The sequence below is a fragment of the Deinococcus peraridilitoris DSM 19664 genome, assembly GCF_000317835.1.
Taxonomy (GTDB): Bacteria; Deinococcota; Deinococci; order Deinococcales; family Deinococcaceae; genus Deinococcus_A; species Deinococcus_A peraridilitoris.
In genome coordinates, this window is sequence record NC_019793.1 from 2,341,484 (window position 1) to 2,358,193 (window position 16,710).

Genomic DNA, 16,710 nt, shown 5'->3' on the forward strand with positions numbered 1-16,710 from the left:
AGCCCGGACATGAAGCGACTCGCACTTCCTCTCTCTTTGCTGGGCACGCTCAGCACGGCTTTCGCCGCCACGCCGATCCTCGATACGGGCGACACTGCCTTTATGCTGGTGGCGGCCGCCTTGGTGTTCCTGATGACCCCTGGCCTGGCCTTTTTCTACGGCGGTCTGACGCGCGGAAAAAGCGTTCTGAATACCATGATGATGAGCTTCATTGCCCTCGGGGTGGGTGGCGTGTCGTGGGTGCTGGCCGGATACAGCCTGGCGTTCGGCGAGGGCGGCAACGCCTTGATCGGCAGCCTGAAAAACGTCGGCTTTGCCGGACTGGCAGGTGAACTGAGCGGCAGCATTCCCGCGTACGTCTTTGCGATTTTTCAGGCGATGTTCGCCATCATCACGCTCGCCCTCATCAGTGGGGCGGTCGTGGACCGCATGAAGTTCGGGGCGTTCGTGCTGTTCATCGCCCTGTGGTCCCTGCTGATCTACTCGCCTCTGGCGCACTGGGTCTGGAGTGCCGACGGCTGGCTCTTCAAGGAAGGCGCACTCGACTTTGCAGGTGGTACGGTGATTCACATCTCTGCCGGGGTAGCGGCCCTCGTGGCGGCGCTGATGCTCGGCCCGCGCATGGCGAGCGTCAAGCGCACCGCCGTGCCTCATAGCGTGCCGTTCGTGCTGCTCGGCGCGGGCCTGCTGTGGTTTGGCTGGTTTGGTTTCAACGCCGGCAGTGCGCTCGGCGCCAACCAAACGGCGGCGCTGGCCTTCGTGACGACGAGCGTGGCCACGGCCAGCGCCATGCTGGTGTGGCTTGCCTGGGAAAGCGTGCGGGATCAGAAGCCCACGGCAGTGGGCGCGGCGACCAGCATGGTCGTCGGTCTGGTCGCCATCACGCCGGCCTGTGGCTTTGTGAGCCCGCTCTCGGCCCTGCTGATCGGTGCGCTCGGGGCCACGGCGTCTTTCTGGGCTGTGCAGCTCAAGCACCGCTTTCAGACCGACGACGCGCTCGACGTGTTCGCCTGCCACGGCGTGGCAGGCATCGTCGGCGCGATACTCACCGGCGTGTTCGCACAGAGCGCCTACAACGAGGCCGGATCTGGCGTGCTGGACGGCAACTGGGCGCAACTGTGGGTGCAGGCGACCGGTGTGCTTGCCACCATCGCCTTTGTCGGGCTCGGTTCGTTCCTGCTGCTGAAACTGGTTGGCGCTTTGACCGGAGGCTTACGTCTGGGTGCTCACCAGGAAATGACGGGCATCGACATCAGCGCCCATCAGGAGCAGGGGTACAGTGATGACGAAGGCCCACTGGGCGCTCCGGTGTTGTTGGGTGGCGATTAAGAAAAACATAAGGATGGCAGCTTCGTTGCTCGCAGGACTCGCCTGGGCGAGTCCTGCTTTTTACCGATTTTTTACTGTGTTCAGGCGGGACGCTGGACAGAAACAGTGCGTATCTACCCTTCTTTTTTCTCGTGTTCATCGTCCCGGAGGATGATTGTCCCTCTCACCAGGGATTGGCCGTTATGGTACTATTTGCCCGAGCTTGATTGTCCTTACTCACATCGAGCTTTCAAAGCATATTTCGGGCTTCGCCCCCGGCGCCCCACCTCCTTTGCGGGTGAGGCGCCATGAACCACGGAAACCGTGCCAAGTGGAGACCGTGCATCAAGAAAGAAAGGAGGAGCAATTTGGACGCCTCAAGTCGTATTCTGAGTGAACTCGCCAGCCGCGAGCAGGCGCTCGATCAGCAGATCGAAGCCGCCCGCCTCGAAGCCGCTCGTGAAGTCGAGGCTGCCGAAGCGGAGGCCGCGCGTATCATGCGTCAGGCCGAAGCGGACTTGCAGTCCATGCAAGCCGAGTTCGAGCAAGTGCTCGCCCGTCAAAGCGCCGAGATTCGCGAGCGGGCCCAAACCGAGGCCCAAAGCGAGGTGCACGCCGCCCAGACGCGCAGTGAAGGCAAGCTCGCACAAGCGGTCGAGACCATTCTGAGGGCGGTGTTGCCTTGATCAACAAGATGCAGCAGGTGCTGATCGTCGGGCGCAGGCGCGACGCCCAGACCCTGGTGACCGCCCTGCAGGACGCGGGTGTGATGCACGTCGTTCCGCTTTCCTCCGGTCCACTGGCCAGCTCGGCCGTGGCGGGAGGAAGCAGCGACGAGCGCAAAACCGCCGAGCGTCTGCTGGCCCGCGCCGAGTCCACCATCGCCGAACTTGGTCTGCGCCGCCCGCTGGGCGCGCTGCCGAGCGTCGGTGAGGACGAGTGGGAGAGCGCCGTGGAAGTTGCGGCCGCGCCCAGTGCGCAGCTCGCCCGTGAACTCGGCGATGTGCGCGCCGACGTGGACGCCGCACGTACCTATGGTGATGTCGTGCGCGCCCTCGCCGAGCTTGCCTCGGGTCTCGACCGCAGCCGCCGCATGGCGGTGCTGCCCTTCGTGCTGCCCAAAAACGAAGGGGTCGGCGAGCTCGAACGCGTGCTTCGCCAGGACCTCGAGGAACGCTTCGCCCTGGATACCCGCGTGGTCGGCAACGTCACCGCGGGCGTCGTTGTGGCGCTTGCGCGTGAACGCGACAAGGCGCGCGCCGCACTGGGCAAGGCCCGTATCGGCGAACTGCGCCTTCCGGGACGCTTTGAAGGCATGCCGCTCTCTCAGGCGGCCAGTGAACTGGCCGTTGTGGCCAAGAGCGGCGACGAGCAGCTGCAGCGCCTCGAAGCACAACGCACGCAGCTCGCCGAACAGCACGGCGCGCGCCTGTTCGCGGCGCGTGACGCCCTGGTGGACCAGGTTGCGGTGTATGACGTGCAAGGCCTCGCTGCGCGCGGCAAGTACAGCATCGTCTTGCGCGGCTTCGTGCCCGACGACCGCGTGCCCGCCCTGCGCAGCACCCTGGACGGTTTTGGCGACGCCGTGAGCTACGAACTCACGCCCGCCGACGAGCATCACGGTGAGGAAGTTCCGGTTGAACTCAAAAACCGCGGATACTTCCAGCGCATGGAACCGCTGCTGGGCCTTTTCCCACCGCCGCGCTACGGCACCTTCGACCCGACGCCCATCATCGGGGTCTTCTTTCCTTTCTTCTTCGGCTTTGTGATTGCCGACATTGCCTACGGGCTGTTGCTGCTCTGGCTGGGCATCACCCTGGCCAACATGGCGCGCGCGGGCCGCCCGCTGGTGATCGGCCTGATGGGCGTGACCGTTCCGCCGGTCACCCTCGGCAACGTCGCGTACATCGTGAAGTGGATGGCGGGCTGGAGCATCCTGTGGGGCTTTCTCACCGGAGAGTTCTTCGGCACCCTGCTCGAACACATGCACGTCTTCTACATTCCCGGTCATGGTGAGGGCGGGCTGATTCCGATCCTGTTCCCCCGCCTCGAGACCAGCTTCGTGTCGGTGGTGCTGGTCGTGAGTTTGGCCTTCGGCATCATTCAGGTCATCTGGGCCTGGCTGATCCGCATTCAGCTCACCGCCCGCCACGGTCACAAGCACCACATGTGGGAAGCCATCGGCATGCTGGGCGGCCTGATCGGTTTGATTTTCCTGAGCTATCAGTACCTGCAGGGCGGCTTCGGTGTTCTTGGCAACGTCGGCAATCCGCTCAACCTGATCATGTACCTCGGCTTCGCGGTGTTCCTGCTGGGCCTGGTGATGGCGCGCGTGCCGCTGATGATTCTGGAGCTGATCTCCAACGGGGGCGCCCTGCTCTCCTACAGCCGACTCTTCGCGGTCGGTCTGGCCTCGGCGGTGCTGGCGCGCCTTGCCACCGACACCGGCTGGAGTTTGTACGAGCTGTACGGTCCCATCGGCGCGGTGCTCGGCATCATCGTCGGCCTGCTGATTCACGTGATCGCGGTGCTCTTCACCATCATCGGTCACGTGCTGCAACCCTTGCGTCTCAACTACGTCGAGTTCCTCACGCGCACCGGCTTTTACGAAGGCTCGGGACGCCGTTACTCGCCCTTCCGCCGCCTCAGTACCGACCGCTAACCCGGTGCTTTCCCCTTCGCCTTCTCAGCTTTTGTGCTCGCAAAACTTCACGCAGACGTGAAGTTTCGAAAAAATCCTCGGAGGAATCCTATGTTCAAGTACCTCGTTGCCCTGCTCGCTCTGGCCCTCGTCTCCTTCGGTTTCGCTCAGGAAGCCGGCGCCGCCACTGCTCTCGCCGATGACGGCATTCGCCGTGGTCTGCTGGGCGTCGGCATGGGTCTGGCCATCGGCCTGGGCGCCATCGGTGCAGGCATTGCGCAGGGCCGCATCGGCGCTGCCGCCGCGGGCGCCATCGCCGAAGACCCCAGCAAGTTCGGTCAGATGCTGATTCTGGTCGTGATTCCCGAAACCCTCGTGATCTTCGGCCTGCTGATCGCCTTCCTCATCCCCGGTCTGGCTGCTTAATCCATGCGACTGGACACGATTCTCGAAAACGAGGCGCGTGCCGAGATCGAGCAAATCCGCGCCGAAGGGCGCGCCCGCGCCCAGGAGATCATCCGGGCCGCGCAGGAACGTGCGCAGGCCCAGGTGGAAAGCCAGAAGCGTACCCTCGACGGGCAGCTGCAGGCGGGCCTGGTGCGGGCCCGCTCCGGGGCCAACCTGGAAGTCTCGGCCGCCCGCCTGAGCGCGAGCGACACCGGTTTGCAGCGCGCCTTCGATCTCGCCGCCGAGCAGTTGCGCGGCGTGACGAGTGCGCCCGAGTACCGCGAAATCCTCTCGCGCCTGATCAGTGAGGTGCGCAGCACCCTTGGCACCGTCGAGGCGATCGAAGTCAATCCGCGCGAAGCGGCCATCGCCCGTGAAGTCGCTCCGGACCTCGAAGTGCGGGAAAACCCCGCCATCGAGGGAGGCGTGCGCGGCATCACGCGTGGCGGCAAGAGCGGCGTCACCAACACCCTGCTCGGACGCCTCGCGCGTGTACGGGAGAGCATCGCGCCGCAAGTCGCGCGCATGCTCGCGGAATAGGAGACGCCCTTTGCCCGACGACTACGGTTACATCAACGCGCGTATCAAGGTGATGCGCACCAAGTTGCTCGACGGGCGCATGCTTGATGCGGCCCTCGGCGCGCAAAGCTACCCGGAGTTTCTGCGCGTGCTGAGCGAAAGCGAACTCAGCGCCGACCTCGGTGACGCCACCGCGCAAGGTGCGGGCCTCGCTGAACTCGACGCGGCCCTGTCACGCAACTTCTTCACGACCGCCAACAAGGTCGTGCACCTCGCCGACGGCACAGCCCGCGACGAAATCGGGATCCTGCTGCAAAAGTGGGACCTGAACAACCTCAAGACGCTGGCGCGCGGTCTCACGACCGGGCGCAGCGCCGAGGATATTCTGGCGAGCCTCGTGCCGGGCGGCACCCTCAAGACCAGCGCCCTCACGGCCGCCGCCAACAGCGGTGACCTGGCGAGCGCCACCCAGGCCATCACCCTCAGCGGCCACCCGCTCGCGCGGTCCTTCCGCGCCGGCGTCGGGGCCTACAACGCCTCCGGGCGCCTGCTCGACCTCGAAGTCACCCTCGACCAGGGCTACTACCGTGGGGCCTTGCGGGTGGCGCGGGGCAGCAGCTTGCGCCGCTACCTCGCGCGTGAGATCGACATCAACAACGTGCTCACCGCCCGTGCGATGCGCGGCGAGACTCCCGACGCGAGCCTGTTCGTGCCCGGTGGGCGTTCCCTGAGCGCGGCGGATTTCCCGCGGCTCGCGAGCGGGGACGCCACCGGCGCGGGGGACCTCGCGCCGATCGTGGAAGCGCCCACGCTGGAAGAAGCCGAAACCGCCGCCCGTCGCCTGATCGATACGGCCGCGCGTGACGTCGCCATGGGAGACCCGCTGGGCGTCGGCGTTGCGGTGGACTTTCTGCGCCGCAAGGAAATCGAGATCGCCAAGCTGCGCCTGATCGGACGCGGCAAGTTCTACGGCTTGCCCGCCGAGCAGCTCAGGCGGGAGGTGGCTTCAGAATGACGAAGAAGTCCACTTTGACCATGTGTTTTTCGTGGGCAAAGGCGAGCGGAGCGAACCGCCCAGCGGTCAGAAGCAGTTTTGACCGCGTAGTCGGGGCGGGGAGTAGGAATTGTGCTCACGGCGCCGAAGGTGGAGCTGAACGGCAGCGTCATTCTGCCGTTCAGCGGAAACGGAGTGCGCTGTGACCCAGACCCAGGCCAATACCCACCGGGTGGCCGTGCTCGCCGACAGCGAGACGGCCACCGGCTACCGCCTCGCGGGCGTGGAAGTGATCGTCGCGACGAGCGAGAACGCCGCACGGGAACTGGAAACCCTGGTGACCAGCAACCGCTACGGCCTGGTTGCCGTCGATACCAGCCTGCTCAGCGATCCACAGCAGGCCGTCTCACGCGCCATGCGCGGGCGTGACCTTCCCATCATCCTGCCCGTGCCGAGCCTGAGGGACGCCTTCTCCACCGAGACGGTGGACGCCAAGGCTTACATGGGCAAGCTGGTGCGCGACACCATCGGTTTCGACATCAAGCTCTAAGCTGGTCAGCGACCGGTATTCAGCCTCCAGTCCGCTTTCGCCCAGCTTTCGCACAAGCCTCTGACGGCTGACCGCTGATCGCTGATCCGCTTTCTCAAGGAGTACCCCCAATGACCCAGACCACCAACAAAACCGGTGTCATCGAGCGCATCTCCGGTCCGGCGGTCATTGCCCACGGCACGTACGGCATGAAAATGTTCGACATCGTGCGCGTCGGCAACGAACGCCTCGTCGGTGAAATCATCCGTCTCGAAGGTGACACCGCCTTCGTGCAGGTGTACGAAGACACCTCCGGCCTGACCGTCGGTGAACCGGTCGTCACGACCGGCCTGCCCCTCTCCGTCGAGCTTGGCCCCGGCATGCTCAACGGCATCTACGACGGCATCCAGCGCCCGCTCGACAAGATCCGCGAAGCCTCCGGTGACTTCATCGCGCGCGGCATTGAGGTTTCGAGCCTCGACCGCACCAAGAAGTGGTCCTTCACGCCCACCGTCAAGGCGGGCGACGAGGTGAGCGGCTCCTCGATTCTCGGCACCGTGCCCGAGTTTTCGTTTGTTCACAAGATCCTGACGCCCCCGGACAAGAAGGGCCGCATTCGCGAGATCGTGGACGCCGGCGAGTACACCATCGACGACGTCATCGCCACGCTCGAAGACGGTACCCAGCTGCGTCTGGCGCACTACTGGCCGGTGCGCGCCCCGCGTCCCGTGGCGCTCAAGAAGGACCCCAGCCTGCCCTTCCTCACGGGCATGCGCATTCTCGACGTGCTGTTCCCGCTCGTGATGGGCGGCGCCGCCGCGATTCCCGGTCCCTTCGGAAGCGGCAAGACCGTGACCCAGCAGTCGGTCGCCAAGTACGGCAACGCCGACATCGTGGTGTACGTCGGCTGTGGTGAGCGCGGCAACGAAATGACGGACGTGCTGGTCGAATTCCCCGAGCTCGAAGACCCCAAGACCGGCGGTCCCCTGATGCACCGCACGATCCTGATTGCCAACACCTCCAACATGCCCGTGGCGGCGCGTGAAGCCAGCGTGTACACCGGCATCACCCTCGCCGAGTACTTCCGCGACCAGGGCTACAGCGTCTCCCTGATGGCCGACAGCACCTCCCGCTGGGCCGAGGCGCTGCGTGAAATTTCCTCGCGCCTCGAGGAAATGCCCGCCGAAGAAGGCTACCCGCCCTACCTCAGCGCGCGCCTCGCGGCCTTCTACGAGCGTGCCGGCGCCGTGCGGACCCTGGCCGGTGAAGACGGCGCGGTCAGCGTGATCGGCGCCGTGAGCCCCGCGGGCGGCGACATGTCCGAGCCCGTCACGCAGGCTACCCTGCGCATCACCGGCGCGTTCTGGCGTCTCGACGCGGGCCTGGCGCGCCGCCGTCACTTCCCGGCCATCAACTGGAACGGCTCTTACTCGCTGTTCACGCCGATCCTGGATTCCTGGTACCGCCAGAACGTCGGCTCTGACTACCCGGAACTGCGTCAGCGCATCGGCAACATCCTGCAGCAGGAAGCCTCGCTGCAGGAAGTCGTGCAGCTGGTCGGTCCCGACGCGCTGCAGGACAACGAGCGTCTGGTGATCGAAGCGGGCCGGATGCTCAGGCAGGACTTCCTGCAGCAGAACGGCTTCGACCCCGTCGACGCCAGCGCCTCGATGCCCAAGAACTACGGCCTGATGAAGATGATGCTGAAGTTCTACGACAGCGCCATGCAGGCCCTCCAGTCGGGCTCCACCATCGACGAAATCATCCAGAACCCCGTGATCGAGCGCCTCAGCCGCGCGCGCTACACGCCCGAAGATCAATTCGAGGCGTACCGTGACAGCGTCCTGAACGACCTCGACACGACCTTCAAGGGAGTCCGCGCATGACCCTTCTCAAGAAGGAATACAACGACGTCGCGTATATCTCCGGCCCGCTCTTGTTCGTGAACGCTGCCGCCGACCTGGCCTACAACGCCATCGTCGAAATTCGTGACGGCGCCGGACGCATTCGCGGTGGACAGGTCATCGACGTCAGCAACGAGCACGCCGTCATCCAGATCTTCGAGGACACCCGTGGCCTCGACCTTGCCACGGCCAGCGTGAGCCTCGTCGAGGACGTCGCGCGTCTGGGCGTCAGCAAGGACATGATCGGCCGCCGCTTCGACGGTCTGGGCCGCGCCATCGACGGCCTCCCGGCCGTGGTGGCCGACAAGCGCCTGTCGATCAACGGTCAGGCCATGAACCCCGCGTCGCGCGCCAAGCCCGAAGAGTTCATTCAGACGGGCATCAGCACCATCGACGTGAACACCAGCCTGATCCGCGGCCAGAAACTCCCGATCTTCTCGGGCTCGGGTCTGCCGCACAACGAACTCGCCGCACAGATCGCGCGTCAGGCCAAAGTGCCCGGCCACGAAGGTGACTTCGCGGTAGTGTTCGCCGCGATGGGTCTGACCCAGCGCGAAGTGAGCTTCTTCACCCAGGAGTTCGAGCGCACGGGTGCCCTGGCGCGCTCGGTCCTGTTCCTCAACAAGGCTGACGATCCGACCGTCGAGCGCATCCTGACGCCGCGCATGGCGCTCACGACCGCCGAGTACCTAGCGTTCGAGCACGGCTACCACGTTCTGGTTATCCTGACCGACCTCACGAACTACTGCGAAGCGCTTCGTGAAATCGGCGGCGCGCGCGAAGAGATTCCCGGACGGCGCGGCTTCCCCGGTTACATGTACACCGACCTGGCGTCGCTCTATGAGCGCGCCGGCGTGGTGGAAGGCAAGCCGGGCAGCGTCACGCAGCTCCCGATTCTCTCGATGCCCGACGACGACATCACGCACCCCATCCCCGACCTGACCGGCTACATCACCGAAGGCCAGATCGTGGTGGACCGTGCGCTGAACGCCAAGGGCGTGTACCCGCCGATCAACCCGCTGCCCAGCCTCTCGCGCCTGCAGGGCAACGGCATCGGCAAGGGCAAGACCCGCGCCGATCACAAGAACGTCTCCGACCAGCTGTTCGCGGCCTACGCCAACGGCCTCGATTTGCGCAAGCTCGTCGCGATCACCGGTGAGGACGCCCTGACCGAGACCGACAAGCTGTACCTGCGCTTCGCCGATGACTTTGAGACCTACTTCATCGGTCAGGGCGACGCGGACCGCTCGATCGAGGACAGCCTGACCGTGGCGTGGGGCATCCTGTCCAAGCTGCCGCAATCTCAGCTCACCCGCCTTTCCAAGGATTCCATCGACAAGTTCTACGGACAGAAACTTGACGACATGTGGCGCGGCGGGCGGAGCATGGGGGTTTAAAAGGAAGCCGAGTCCTAGGGGTGCCGGGCGCCGTCCTGTACACTTTCACGAGAACGGCGTCCCTTCACCCCTAGCATTTTCTTCCTGGAGGAACTATGGCCGGACAAATCAGCCCCACCCGCACCGCGCTGCTCGCCTCCAAGGCGCAGCTGAAGTTGGCGAACAACGGCGCGGAACTCCTGAAGCGCAAGCGCGACGCCCTCATCGGTGAGTTTTTCGCGCTCGTGAAGGACGCCCTGAGCGCCCGCGAGGAACTCAGCGGCGTCAGCAAGGGCGCTTACGTCTCGCTGTTCGGCGCCAAAGCCTGGGACAGCCCCGAAGCGGTCGAGAGCCTCTCGCTCGCGCAGGGCGGCGAACTGAGCGTCAACATGCAGATTGAGAGCGTGTACGGCGTGAAGGTGCCGCGCATCGAACTGCCCGACGCGAAGAACAACGCCAGCTTTTCCCCCATCACGGTCGGCGCGCGCACCATTCAGGCCGCCGAGGACTTTCAGCGCGTGATGGGCGCCGTTATTCGCGTCGCCGCGACCGAAACGAAGCTGCGCCGCATCGGCGAGGAAATCAAGAAGACCTCCCGCCGCGTGAACGCCCTGGAGCAGGTGGTCGTCCCCGGCATTCAGGACGACATCCGCTTTATCCGTGGTGTGCTCGACCAGCGTGAACGCGAAGAAAGCTTCCGCCTCAAGAAGATCAAGGCGAAGCTGGAGCGCGAAGCCGACGAGGCCGCCAAGCCACAGGCGCAGGGCAGCCTGAGCAATACTGCTGCCGATTGAGCGCGAGCGGCCAGACAGGACCCCTTTGTAGGGTCCTGTCTTTTGATTGCTATGAAGTTGCGGCGGATCGGCGCTTCAGCGCAGGCCGTTTCCGATCGCTTTCGATAAGGTGCCGCTGGCGTCGTCGCCGTCGAGCGACCAGACCATGGCGCCCCCCAGGCCCTTTTGCTTGATGTAGGCGGTCTTGTCCGCAATGACCTGCGGATCGTCGTAGCTCCAGAAGGTGCTGCCGTCGAACTTCCAGATCTGCTTGGTGGTCGCGTCACGGAAAACGCTGCCCGGCGCGTTTTTGAGCACCTTGTAATCCTCGATGCCCGCTTCGTAGGTGCCGCGTGCCGGACCCGTCGCGCTTTGGTAGAGGCCGTTGTTGGCGTTGCGCACGCCGGTCCAGCCCCGGCCGTAGAAGGGAATGCCCACCACCAGCTTGCTGGCGCTCGCGCCGCGTTGCAGGTAAGTGCTGACGGCGTTGTCGACGCTGAAGTTCTTTTCCTCTCCGGTGCCGGGATCGTTCGGATGGGGAAAGAGGTTCGATTGAAAGTTGGTGGGTCCGGTGGCGTTCCAGGCTCCCCGGAAATCGTAGGTCATCAGGTTGAGCATGTCCAGCACGCCGGAAATCTTGGAGACTTCCAGCTTGGCGATTTTGCTGGGCGCGGCGGGCAGTGCGGCCGACAGCCAGTAGCGCTTGCCGGTCTGGCTGCCCAGTGCGTCGAGCTGACGCCGGAACTCCTGCAGCAGCAGGGTGAAGTTCTGGGTATCCTCGGGGCGCACGATGTTGCCAGGGTTGCCTTCGCTCGCCGGGTACTCCCAGTCGATGTCGATGCCGTCAAAGACCCCCAGGCCCGAGCCGGGTCCGCCGGCGCCGTCGGTGCTGGGCAGGTTGCCCTTGATGTACAGGTCGATGCACGAGCTCACGAGTTTCTGGCGCGAGGCGCTGGTGAGCGCGGCGTCACTGAAATACTTCGACCAGGTCCAGCCACCCAGGGAAATCATGACCTTGAGGTTGGGGTGTCTGGCCTTGAGCTTCTTGAGCTGATTGAAGTTGCCGCGCAGCGTCTGACTCCAGGTGTCAGCCACGCCGTCGACGCTGGTGGCCGCGTCGAAGGCCTTGGTGTAATCGGCGAACGAGTCGCTTTGTCCACCGTAGGTGACCGAGCATTCCCCACCCGGCGTCACCGTTCCGAAGGCGTAGTTGATGTGCGTCAGACCGGCCGCCGAGCCGCTGGTGTCGATGTTCTTGACGTTGTAGCCGCGTCCGTAGATGCCCCACTGCACGAAGTACGCGACGTGCTTGAGGCCGTTGGTGGAGGGCGGGGGTGGGGTCGTGCCGCCGGAGATGTTCACCGTCACGCTCGCGGCAGCGCTTGTTTTGGTGTTGCCGGCGGCGTCAAAGGCTTTGGCGGTGTAACTGTACGTGCCGTTCTGCGCGCCGCTGCTGAAGGTGTCGCTGGCGTTGTACGGCGCGCTGGTGTCGGTACTCAGCAGGGCGCCGTTTTTGTAGAACTCGACTTTGCTGACCCCGACGTTGTCGCTGGCCGAAGCGCTCAGCGTGACGGTACCGGCGGCGCTCAGGCTGCTGGGGCTGGCGCTGAGGCTGACGCTGGGTGCGGTGGTGTCGCCGGAGGGAGGGGGCGCCCCGTCGCAGGTTCCGCCCTGCTTCCAGAGACTGGGCGTATCCTTGGGGTTCCAATTGGTGCCGGGATGGGCCGTGTGGGTCTGCAGGGCGGTGTAGGTCAGGCCCTGATAGGTGACGACCTGTCCGACCGTGTACGTGGGTCCTTCGGTCCAGCTGGTACAGACTGCCGCGACCTGGAGGCGCGCACCGGAGGTGGAAGCCGCTTCCTGACCGCAGGCACTGAGTCCTAACGTGAGCATGACGAGGCCGAGGGCGTAGGCATGGCGCGATCCGTAGAACATGCATCACTCCTTTGCGGCGAGCCAGCAGTTTGCGGGAGACACAAATGCTACGGGTACGCCAAGCTGTGAAAACGCTTTCGAACGGTCTGCGATTTTTCGGAGAAATTATTTGCCGGCTTCGCTATTGTCTTATGAATAAAATTTTCAGGCGATGAAATTGTTCACGCCTCTTGCGCCTGCGCTTTGGGGCCGAAGGCGACGGACACAGATCCCCCTGACACCGAAAAAGTGCCGTCGGGACCCTGAGGCAGGTACAAAAAGATCATGATGATGAGGTGTCAACTCTGCTGATCGAAGGGGAATCAACCATACGAGCAAACCGCGCGGAGGTTTGGGCCGCACTCCACGACCTGGAAATCCTGAGACGCTGTGTCCCGGGCGTCCAGAGCCTGACGCGTGACACCCACGGGGTCCTGCTCGGCGCGGTGGAACTCGCGGTGGGCCGTTTGCGAGGTACCCTTCACGGGCGGGTCACGATCACGGAGACGCAGGCACCCGAGCGCATGACCCTCGCCCTCGAAGCCCGAGCGCCCTTTGGCGTGGTGAAAGCCAGCGGGCGTCTGGAGCTGACCGAGCAGGATGGAGGCACGCGCGTTCGCTGGGCAGGAACCCCGCAACTGAGCGGCCTGCTGGCCACGTTCGGCAGCCGGCTGCTGGGTGGCGTCGTGCAGCAGAAGGCTGAGCACTTCTTTCAGCGGCTGGAACGTGAAGCCTGTCAGCTCGGCGCTGAGGAGTCGCCCGTGGGCGAATTCCGGCAAGCAAACACACTGCCGCGCTCCTGAGGGGCATGGTCTACTTGGTGGGTGTCGTTCCTTGCCCGTTTCGTGACGCGTTTTCCGCTGGTGGTGCTGGGACTCTGGGTCCTGGCGCTGCTCCTTGCCTTGCCCTTTGCCCGCCTGGCGCCCGGCGCCCTCAGCGCCAACCCGGGAGCGGTCGAGCAGGCCGAAAGTACGCGCGTCACGCGCATTCTGGAGCGCGAGTTCGGTGAGCGCGGAGACAGTGCCGTGCTGCTGGTCACGCGCGCTGCCTACCTGTCCGACGATCCTCGTTTTCGCGTTCGCTACGACGCCTTCGTGAGTGAGCTGCGCGCGCTGAGGGGTATGCTGAGCGTCAGCCCGTTCGACGCGGCGAGCCCGCTGCGTACGCAGAGCATTGACCGCAAGGTCACCCTGACGGTCGTGCAGCTGAACGCCGAGGACCGTGCCACCCTCGCGCAAGTGCGCCGCCTCGCACGTGAGCAGTCGAGTGTTCTGAAGGTCAGCGTGACCGGTGGGCAGCCCATTGCAGAGGATTTTACGGCCTTTGCCGAGCAGGACACCAAGCGCAGTGAACTTGCCGCCCTGCCAATCACCGCTCTGGTACTGCTCGCGGTGTTCGGCGCCCTGGTAGCGACCCTGCTGCCGCTTCTGATGGGGGTGATGTCGATCACCGTGGCGCTCGCGGGCATTTACGGCCTGGCACAGTTCATGGAGGTCAGCACCTTCGCGCAGAGCGTGGTGACCCTGTTGGGGCTGGGCGCCGGAATCGATTACGCCCTGTTGATGGTCAACCGCTTTCGCGAGGAGCTGACGACCCATCCGGCCGCCGAAGCGGCGCGGCGCACCGTGCTCACCGCCGGACGAAGCGTGGTGTTCTCGGGACTGACGGTTGCGCTGGCCATGGCGGCACTCCTCATTCCGCCGCTGGCTTTTGTCCGCTCGATGGGAGTCGGTGGTGTGCTGGTCATGCTGCTGACGGTGCTGGCCAGCATCACGGCGCTGCCTGCCTTGTTCGTGCTGTTGGGCGCCCGGGTGAACAGCCCCAGAATCCTGCGGATCACCTGGAGTCAGAATGCCGGGGCCAGCCGCGCCTGGAGCAACTTCGCAAGGCGCGTCATCCGGCGTCCGTGGCTGGCGGTACTGTCGTCAAGCGCCGTGTTGCTGGTGCTGGCGCTGCCCGCACTCGACATGCGCCTGGGGTACGCGGGCGCCTGGGGCCTGACGCCCGGCGTGGAGTCGCGCGACACCCTGAAAGCCGTCGAGGGCCTGGGGGCGGGAGGACTGCTCTCGGCCTTCGAGGTGGTGCTCGACTTGCAAGGACAGCCTTACGACGCCCAGACCCGTGCGGAATTCCGGAACCTCGTGAACCGGCTGGAAGCGGTGCCCGGGGTGAGTGCCGTCGTTTCGCCGTTCGTACGACCCGAGCAGGTGGCGGGCGCCGGTGGCCTGAGTGATCTGGTGGCGATCACCAACCGTACCTTTTCGCGTGACCGCCAGTTTCTGCGCGTGACCGTACTGCCCGAACACAATCTGCGGACCGATCAGGTGGACGTTTTTGCTTCCCGGTTGCGTGAGGTGCTCGACGCCCAAAGGCGGCCGTATCTGCTGGGCGGCGCGCCCATCGGAGGCCGCGAGTTCACGCAGGCGCTGGTGGATGCCACGCCCCTGGCCATCACAGTGGTGCTCGCGGGAACCTTCGTTTTGCTGGCCGTGGCGTTTCGTTCCCTCGTCATTCCACTTAAGAGCGTCGTGATGAATTTACTCACCGTCGGTGCGGCCTACGGTGTGGTGACGCTGGTGGTGCAGCAGGGCGTTTTCGCGTCCGCCCTCGGCATTCCGCAGGACGTGGGGGTACTCGATTCCTCGCTGCCGCTGCTGTTGTTCGCGGTGCTGTTCGGCCTCAGCATGGATTACGAGATTTTCCTGCTGTCACGCGTACAAGAAGAGCATCTGAGGGGTGCCTCGAACGACGAGGCGGTGGTGCTGGCAGTGGGCCGGACCGGACGCATCATCACGTCGGCGGCCGTGATCATGTTCATCGTGTTCTGCGCTTTTATTTCGGGGCGGGTGGTGGCCAACAAGAGCATCGGGCTGGGGCTGGCAGTCGCGGTACTGCTCGACGCGACCCTGGTGCGTATGGTGCTGGTGCCGGGTTTTCTGAAGCTCGCCGGGCGCTGGAACTGGTGGCTGCCCCGCTGGCTCGACCGGCGGCTGCCTCAGGTCAGCCTGGAACACTGAGGTGACTCACGATCAGTCAGGAGCCTTGCTGGCAACGCCCCGCTCCGGCTAAGGGCCGGAGCGAAAACGCCACTCATGAAAAACTGTCTACCAGGAGCTTAAGAGATGCGTGCCTGGGGGTCATGGTGACGCCGTAGTGTTGGCCTATGCAAGAGGTCATCATGGCGGGATCGGCTCGCCCTTCCGTTCCCTGTCCCGACACTGAGACGCGCCGTGGCCTGCCGAAACGGGTACGCTCTTGAAGCGTGGCATTCGTCCGGTGTGGGCAGCCGGGGTGGCCCTCAGCGCAATTCTGGCGCTGACAGTTCCTCATCTGGCGTTGCTGCTGGGCGGCGCGCTGCTGCTCCTTGCCCCGCCGGTCTTCGGTTTCGGACCGCTCAGCCGCCGCGCCTGGACTGCTGGCTCCCTGTTCGTGAGCGCCGTCGGTCTGCCGTTGCTGTGGCGTACGGAGAGCAGCAGCGCCAGCGTGCTATGGCTTGGCGGTGGTTTTCTGGTCGCCATTGGCCTGATGCTCGGCGTGCATGCCTGGCACCTGGCAAAAGGTACGCGTCGCCTACGCTGGAGTGGCGGGCTGGTGCCCGTCGGACTGGCCCTGCTGGGCGTGGCTTACCTGGCTCCGGATGGAGTGGGAACGTTGTCGCTCATTCGAAACCTGCCCCTGACGGCGAGGTTGCTCGAGTCACCGGCCGGTCCGCCGGTCCCGCGAACGGTGTCCGCCGCGCCGCTGGCAGCTAAGCCTCAGGCCGCATCGGATGTCGCCGCCTTGAACCTGAGGACTCGCGGTGCGGTGCCAAGCCCGCAGCCCACACCTCGGGCGCCTGCGCGCCCTGTTGGCACGAACGCCGCCCAGCAGGCAGCTCCAGTCCGCACCCCTGTGCCTGACGTGCGTGAAGTGGCACCGCCAAGAACTGCCGCACCGAGCATCCCTGCACCGTCTGTCAGGGCCAGGGTGCCAGTGGTTGGTGCGGCGCCCTCTCAGCAGGAAGCCATTCGGCAACCCGTCGCCCTGAACGCCAGCGTTCCTGCTGACGCGTCAGCCCCACTTGCCCGGACCACGCCCGTACAGGCGGCTCCTGCGCTCCAGGCAGCCCCCGTGGTGCGCGTCGGGGTGGCCTCGGAGGGGCGAAGCGCCCCGGCGCAGTTGGAGTCACGTTCCCAAGTTCCGAGACCGCCAGTTCCGGCTGGGCAGACGTCCGCCCAGCCCATCCCAGCCTTACCGACTCCCACGCCAACCGCTCCTCCAGCGTCCCGCGACCTGCCCGAGCCTCCGGCTAGCGTTCAGCGGCCC

At 65.1% G+C, this 16,710-nt stretch carries 13 protein-coding genes; 12 read left to right on the plus strand and 1 reads right to left on the minus strand.

The features are described 5' to 3' along the window. The first annotated feature begins 9 nt into the window (after window positions 1-9). From DEIPE_RS11465 to DEIPE_RS11510, 10 genes are all read left to right on the plus strand, one after another. On the plus strand, window positions 10-1,329 hold the full coding sequence (locus DEIPE_RS11465; protein ID WP_015236131.1) for an ammonium transporter: 1,320 nt from the start codon (window positions 10-12) through the stop codon (window positions 1,327-1,329). 347 nt (window positions 1,330-1,676) lie between these two features. Then, on the plus strand, window positions 1,677-1,994 hold the full coding sequence (locus DEIPE_RS11470; RefSeq protein WP_041230859.1) for a V-type ATPase subunit subunit G family protein: 318 nt from the start codon (window positions 1,677-1,679) through the stop codon (window positions 1,992-1,994). Then, window positions 1,991-3,970, plus strand: a complete 1,980-nt coding sequence (locus tag DEIPE_RS11475; RefSeq protein ID WP_157448844.1) for a V-type ATP synthase subunit I — start codon at window positions 1,991-1,993, stop codon at window positions 3,968-3,970. Before DEIPE_RS11470 ends, DEIPE_RS11475 begins: the two co-directional genes overlap by 4 nt. A 90-nt stretch (window positions 3,971-4,060) precedes the next feature. Then, a complete protein-coding gene (locus DEIPE_RS11480; protein ID WP_015236134.1) occupies window positions 4,061-4,375 on the plus strand; it encodes a V-type ATP synthase subunit K in 315 nt (104 codons plus the stop codon). Window positions 4,376-4,378: 3 nt separating this feature from the next. Further along, window positions 4,379-4,936, plus strand: a complete 558-nt coding sequence (locus DEIPE_RS11485; RefSeq protein ID WP_015236135.1) for a V-type ATP synthase subunit E — start codon at window positions 4,379-4,381, stop codon at window positions 4,934-4,936. 10 nt (window positions 4,937-4,946) lie between these two features. Next, window positions 4,947-5,930, plus strand: coding sequence for a V-type ATPase subunit (locus DEIPE_RS11490; protein ID WP_015236136.1), 984 nt, complete (start codon window positions 4,947-4,949; stop codon window positions 5,928-5,930). Window positions 5,931-6,111: 181 nt separating this feature from the next. Then, window positions 6,112-6,459: a V-type ATP synthase subunit F gene (locus DEIPE_RS11495; RefSeq protein WP_015236137.1), complete on the plus strand. Its 348-nt coding sequence runs from the start codon at window positions 6,112-6,114 to the stop codon at window positions 6,457-6,459. A gap of 110 nt (window positions 6,460-6,569) precedes the next feature. Then, a complete protein-coding gene (locus tag DEIPE_RS11500) occupies window positions 6,570-8,324 on the plus strand; it encodes a V-type ATP synthase subunit A (protein ID WP_015236138.1) in 1,755 nt (584 codons plus the stop codon). Next, on the plus strand, window positions 8,321-9,739 hold the full coding sequence (locus tag DEIPE_RS11505) for a V-type ATP synthase subunit B (RefSeq protein ID WP_015236139.1): 1,419 nt from the start codon (window positions 8,321-8,323) through the stop codon (window positions 9,737-9,739). The genes DEIPE_RS11500 and DEIPE_RS11505 overlap by 4 nt, the downstream gene beginning before the upstream one ends. A 95-nt stretch (window positions 9,740-9,834) precedes the next feature. Further along, window positions 9,835-10,512 (plus strand): V-type ATP synthase subunit D, encoded by a 678-nt coding sequence (locus DEIPE_RS11510; RefSeq protein ID WP_015236140.1) that lies wholly within the window; start codon window positions 9,835-9,837, stop codon window positions 10,510-10,512. 75 nt (window positions 10,513-10,587) lie between these two features. Here the strand turns inward: DEIPE_RS11510 and DEIPE_RS11515 are convergent, their stop codons facing one another. After that, complete coding sequence (locus DEIPE_RS11515; protein ID WP_015236141.1) at window positions 10,588-12,426, minus strand: glycosyl hydrolase family 18 protein; 1,839 nt, start codon at window positions 12,424-12,426, stop codon at window positions 10,588-10,590. Between the two features lie 275 nt (window positions 12,427-12,701). On the opposite strand from DEIPE_RS11515, the gene DEIPE_RS11520 reads away from it, so the two are divergent. Then, window positions 12,702-13,208, plus strand: a complete 507-nt coding sequence (locus DEIPE_RS11520; RefSeq protein ID WP_015236142.1) for an SRPBCC family protein — start codon at window positions 12,702-12,704, stop codon at window positions 13,206-13,208. A 21-nt stretch (window positions 13,209-13,229) separates the two neighbouring features. After that, window positions 13,230-15,422, plus strand: a complete 2,193-nt coding sequence (locus DEIPE_RS11525) for an MMPL family transporter (protein ID WP_015236143.1) — start codon at window positions 13,230-13,232, stop codon at window positions 15,420-15,422. Window positions 15,423-16,710: the final 1,288 nt, after the last annotated feature.

What these genes read in the sequence shown, in the direction of transcription:
- DEIPE_RS11510 (WP_015236140.1), top strand. Translation starts at nt 9,835, where the DNA reads ATGGCCGGACAAATCAGCCCCACCCGCACCGCGCTGCTCGCCTCCAAG.
- DEIPE_RS11465 (WP_015236131.1), top strand. Translation starts at nt 10, where the DNA reads ATGAAGCGACTCGCACTTCCTCTCTCTTTGCTGGGCACGCTCAGCACG.
- DEIPE_RS11500 (WP_015236138.1), top strand. Translation starts at nt 6,570, where the DNA reads ATGACCCAGACCACCAACAAAACCGGTGTCATCGAGCGCATCTCCGGT.
- DEIPE_RS11515 (WP_015236141.1), bottom strand. Translation starts at nt 12,426, where the DNA reads ATGTTCTACGGATCGCGCCATGCCTACGCCCTCGGCCTCGTCATGCTC.
- DEIPE_RS11480 (WP_015236134.1), top strand. Translation starts at nt 4,061, where the DNA reads ATGTTCAAGTACCTCGTTGCCCTGCTCGCTCTGGCCCTCGTCTCCTTC.
- DEIPE_RS11485 (WP_015236135.1), top strand. Translation starts at nt 4,379, where the DNA reads ATGCGACTGGACACGATTCTCGAAAACGAGGCGCGTGCCGAGATCGAG.
- DEIPE_RS11505 (WP_015236139.1), top strand. Translation starts at nt 8,321, where the DNA reads ATGACCCTTCTCAAGAAGGAATACAACGACGTCGCGTATATCTCCGGC.